The organism is Actinosynnema sp. NPDC023658 (assembly GCF_040639995.1).
Taxonomy (GTDB): domain Bacteria; phylum Actinomycetota; class Actinomycetes; order Mycobacteriales; family Pseudonocardiaceae; genus Actinosynnema.
On record NZ_JBFAAX010000388.1, the window covers coordinates 1 to 5,469 of the forward strand.

General features: G+C 75.5%; 1 protein-coding gene. It reads left to right on the plus strand.

Features of this window, described 5'->3' with window-relative positions:
* Nucleotides 1-5,469 (plus strand): amino acid adenylation domain-containing protein (locus AB0G02_RS27165; protein WP_360798981.1); only part of this gene is annotated, 5,469 nt, incomplete at both ends.

Consider the following 5,469-nt stretch of genomic DNA (forward strand, 5'->3'; position numbering starts at 1 on the left):
GTTGCCGCCCGCGGTGACCCACGCGCTGCTGACCGGCGTGCCGGCCGCGTTCCACGCCCGCGTGGACGACGTGCTGCTGACCGCGCTCGCCCTGGCGTTCGCGGGCGAGCGGGACGAGCTGCTGCTGGACCTGGAGGGCCACGGCCGCCAGGAGGACGCGTTCGACGGCGTCGACCTGACCCGCACGATCGGCTGGTTCACCACCCTGCACCCGGCCCGGCTGGACCTCGCGGGTGTGGACGCCGACGAGGCGTTGGCGGGCGGACCGGCCGCGGGTGCGGCGCTCAAGCTGGTCAAGGAGCAGCTGCGGGCGTTGCCCGGCAGCGGTTCCGGCTTCGGCGTGCTGCGCCACGTCCGCGCGGAACCGGCGCTCGTCGCGCTGCCCGCGCCGCAGGTCGGCTTCAACTACCTGGGCCGGGTCGCCGCCGGTGACGCCGACTGGTCGATCACCGGTCAGGGCGTCGCCCCGGCCGCCGACGCCGAGCTGCCCGTCGCGCACGCCGTGGAGATCACCGCGCTGGTCCGCGACGGCGAGGACGGCCCCGAGCTGACCGACACCTGGGAGTGGGCGGGAGGACTGCTGCCCGCCGACCGCGTGCTGCCGCTGGCGGAACGGTGGACGACCGCGCTGCACGCGTTGGTCGAGCACGCCTCCCGGCCCGGCAGCGGCGGCCTCACCCCGTCCGACCTGCCGCTGGTGCGCTTGGACGGCGGTCACGTCGCCGCGCTGGAACGCGCCGTGCCGGGGCTGGCGGACGTGCTGCCGCTGTCGCCGTTGCAGGAGGGCCTGCTGTTCCACGCGCTGTTCGACGGCGCACCCGGCAGCGACGCGTACACCGTGCAGTTCTCCTTCGTCCTGTCCGGCCACCTCGACCCCGACCGGCTGCGCGCCGCCGCCCAAGCGCTGCTGGACCGCCACCCCAACCTGCGGGCGGGCATCGCCCACGACGGGCTGCCCGCGCCCGTGTCCGTCGTGCCGGCGCACGTGGAGGTGCCGTGGCGCGAGATCGACGGGTCGGGCGACGTGGACGCGGTGCTCGCCGCCGACCGCGCGGCCGGGTTCGACCTCACCGCGCCGCCGCTGCTGCGCTTCACCGCGCTGCGGCTGGGCGCCCGCCGGCACCGGCTCGTGCTGACCAACCACCACATCCTGCTCGACGGCTGGTCCGCGCCGCTGCTGATGCGCGAGCTGTTCGCGTTGGCGGGCGACGGGGCCGTGCCGCCGGTCAGCCCCTACCGGGACTACCTGAAGTGGCTCGTGGAGGCCGACCGCGACGCCGCGCACGCCGCGTGGCGCACGGCGTTGGACGGCGTCACCGAGCCGACGCTGCTCGCCGGTGGCGGCCGTCGCCCGGCCCTGCCCGAGACGTTGGAGCTGGAGCTGTCCGCGGAGGCCACGGCGGCGCTCACCGCCCGTGCCCGCGGCGCGGGCGTCACGGTCAACACGGTCGTGCAGGGCGTCTGGGGCCTGCTGCTGGCCGGGATCACCGGCCGCACCGACGTGCTGTTCGGCGCGACGACGTCCGGCCGCCCGCCGGAGGTCGCCGGCGTCGAGTCGATGATCGGCCTGTTCATCAACACGCTGCCGGTGCGGGTCCGGCTCGACCCCGCCGAGACCGTCGTCGACCTGCTGGCCCGGCTCCAGACGCGGGCCTCGGACCTGATGGCGCACCAGCACGTCGGCCTCACCGACCTGCAGGAGCTGGTGGGCCTGGGCGAGCTGTTCGACACCCTGACCGTGTTCGAGAACTACCCGCTGGACACCGACGCGGTGGCCCTGCCGGGTGACCTGCGCGCCACGGCCGTGCAGGCCCGTGACGCCACGCACTACCCGCTGTCGCTGGTCGTCGTGCCAGGGGAGCGGCTGAAGCTGGACCTCAACCACCGCCCCGACCTGCTGGGCCCCGACGCCGCCGGCGTCCTCGCCCGCCGGCTGACCGCGTTGCTCGACCTCGTCGTCGCGGAGCCCGACCGCCTGGTCGCCACCATCGAGGTCCTCACCGACGACGACCGGGGCCTGCTCGCGTCGCGTCGCGGCCACGTGCGGCCGGAGCCCGAGGGGAGCGTGCAGCGCGCGTTCACCGACGTCGTCGCCGCCCACCCGGACCGGACCGCGCTCATCGCCGGCGGCACGCGGATCACCTACCGCGAGCTGGACGAGCGGGCCAACCGCCTCGCGCACCGGCTCGTCGCGGCGGGCGTGCGGCCGGAGGACCGCGTGGCCGTGCTCCAGGAGCGCTCGGTCGAGCTGGTCGTGTCCACCCTGGCGATCCTCAAGGCGGGCGGCGCGTACGTGCCGCTGGACGGGCGCAGCCCGGCGGCCCGCCTGGAGGCCGTGCTCGCGCAGACCCGGGCCTCGGCCCTGCTGGTCGACGCGGGCGACCGCGGCCTGGCGCACGACGCGGTGGTCGTGGACGTGCACGAGGACCTGTCCGGGCTGCCCGGCACCGACCCCGGTGTCGAGTCGCACCCCCGCGCCCTCGCCTACGTGATGTACACGTCCGGGTCGACCGGCACGCCCAAGGGCGTCGCCGTGACGCACCACGACGTGCGGAGCCTCGCCGCCGACCGCGCCTTCGAGGGGCCCAACCACGACCGGGTGCTGCTGCACTCGCCGCACGCGTTCGACGCGTCCACCTACGAGCTGTGGGTGCCGCTGCTGTCCGGCCGCGAGCTGGTCGTCGCACCGGCCGGGGAGCTGGACGTGCGCGAGCTGGCCACGGTGATCGCCCACGAGGGCGTGACGGGGCTGTGGCTGACCGCCGGGCTGTTCCGGCTGCTGGCCGAGGAGCACCCGGAGTGCTTCGCGGGCGTGTCGGAGGTGTGGTCCGGCGGCGACGTCGTGCCGCCCGCCACCGTTCGCCGCGTGCAGGAGGCCGCACCGGGCATCGTCTTCGGCGACGGCTACGGCCCGACCGAGACCACGACGTTCGCCACGCACCACCTCGTGCGTCCCGGTGACGCGATCCCGGCGACCGTGCCGATCGGCCGCCCGCTGGACAACATGGACGTCCACGTGCTGGACGCGCACCTGCGGCAGGTCCCGCCCGGTGCGCCCGGCGAGCTGTACATCGCGGGCGCCGGCCTGGCGCGCGGCTACCTGGAGCGGCCCGACCTGACCGCGGAGCGGTTCGTGGCCGACCCGTTCGGCACGCCCGGCGAGCGGATGTACCGCACGGGCGACCTGGTGCGCTGGAACGACGCGGGTGACCTGGAGTTCCTGGGCCGCGCCGACGAGCAGGTCAAGATCCGCGGCTTCCGGATCGAGCTGGGCGAGATCGAGGCCGTGCTCGCCGGCGTCCCGGGCCTGGCGCAGGTCGCGGTGGTCGTCCGCGAGGACCGGCCCGGCGACAAGCGGATCGTCGCGTACCTCGTGCCCGAGGCCGCCCCCGACGGCTCCACGCCCGCGTTGGACACCGCCGCCCTGCGTGCGCGAGCCGCCGCCGAGCTGCCCGAGTACATGGTGCCGTCGGCGTTCGTGGCCCTGGAGACCTTGCCGCTGACCGCCAACGCCAAGCTCGACCGCCGCGCCCTGCCCGCGCCCGACCTCGGCGCGGGGACGACCGGACGCGCGCCGCGCACCCCGGAGGAGGAGATCCTCTGCGGCCTGTTCGCCGAGGTGCTCGGCGTGCCGGAGGTGACGCTGGACGACGGGTTCTTCGCGCTGGGCGGGCACTCGCTGCTGGCCACCCGCCTGGTCAGCCGCATCCGGTCGGCGTTCGGCGTGGAGATCGCGGTCCGCACGCTGTTCGAGTCGCCCACGCCCGCCGGGCTGGTGCGTGCGCTGGCCAACGCCCGCGTGGCCCGCCAGGCGCTGCGGCCGTTCGAGCGGCCCGAGCACATCCCGATGTCCTACGGGCAGCGCCGGCTGTGGTTCCTCAACCGCCTGGAGGGCGCGGACTCGCCGTACAAGATCCCCGTCGCGCTCCGGCTGCGCGGCTCGCTCGACGTGGACGCGCTGGCCGCCGCCCTGCACGACGTCGTGGAACGGCACGAGAGCCTGCGCACGGTCTTCCCCGAGCACGACGGCCACCCGCACCAGGTGGTCCTCGACGCCGTCACGGCCACGCCCGCCCTCGTCCGCGTCGACGTGACCGAGGACGAGGTGCTGCCCTACGCCCGCGCCGCCGTGGCCGAGGGCTTCGACCTGGACGCCGACCCGCCGCTGCGCGCACACCTGCTGCGCCTGGCCCCCGACGAGCACCTGCTCCTGCTGGTGCTGCACCACATCGCGGGCGACGGCTGGTCGATGGCCCCGCTGGCCCGGGACTTCTCCCAGGCCTACACCGCCCGGCTGACCGGCGCGGCGCCGGACTGCACGCCGCTGCCCGTCCAGTACGCCGACTACAGCCTGTGGCAGCACGAGGTCATGGGCCGCGAGGACGACCCGGAGAGCGCGATCGCCCAGCAGGTCCGGTTCTGGCAGGCGGCCCTGGACGGGCTGCCCGAGGTGCTGGAGCTGCCCGGCGACCGCCCGCGCCCGCCGGTCGCGAGCCTGCGCGGTGGCACGTTGTTCTTCGACATCCCCACCGAGCTGCACCACGGCCTGTCCGACCTGGCCCGCCGGCACCGCGCCAGCCTGTTCATGGTGCTGCAGGCCGGCTTGTCGGCCTTGCTCACCCGGCTGGGCGCGGGCACCGACATCCCGGTCGGCTCACCGATCGCGGGTCGCACCGACGACGCGTTGGACGACCTGGTCGGGTTCTTCGTCAACACGCTGGTGCTGCGCGCCGACACGTCGGGCAACCCGGCGTTCGAGGAGCTGCTGGCCCGCGTCCGCGACGCCGACCTCGCCGCCTACGCCCACCAGGAGCTGCCGTTCGAACGGCTCGTGGAGGTGCTCAACCCGACCCGGTCGATGGCGCACAACCCGCTGTTCCAGGTGCTGCTGGTGCTGCAGAACAACAGCGACGCCGACCTCGCGCTGCCCGGCCTGGAGGTCGGGGTGGAGCAGGTCGGGGCGCACGCCGCCCAGTTCGACCTGTCGCTGGACCTGACCGAGCGCACCGCCGGCGGCATCACCGGCCGGCTCGACTACGCGCTGGACCTGTTCGACGACTCCACGGCCCGCGCGCTGGCCGAGCGGTTCACCCGCTTCCTGACCGCCGTCGTGGCCGACCCGACCGTGCCGCTGGGCGACGTGGACCTGTTCGACGCCGACGAGCGCCACCGCGTGCTCGTGGAGTGGAACGCCACGTGGCGCGAGGACGACGTGGTGGGCGTCGTGGAGCAGGTCCGGATGCACGCCGCGCTGCGGCCCGGGGGCGACGCGCTGGTGGACGACACCGGCGTCACGACCTACCGCGAACTGGTGGTCCGGGCGAACGCCCTGTCCCGGGCGTTGATCGAGCGCGGCGCGGAGGCGGGAGCGCTGGCCGCCGTGCTGGCCGACCGCGGCTCCCGCGTCCCGACGGCGGTGCTCGGCGTGCTGGGCGCGGGCGCGGCGTGGGTGCCGCTCGACCCGCGCGC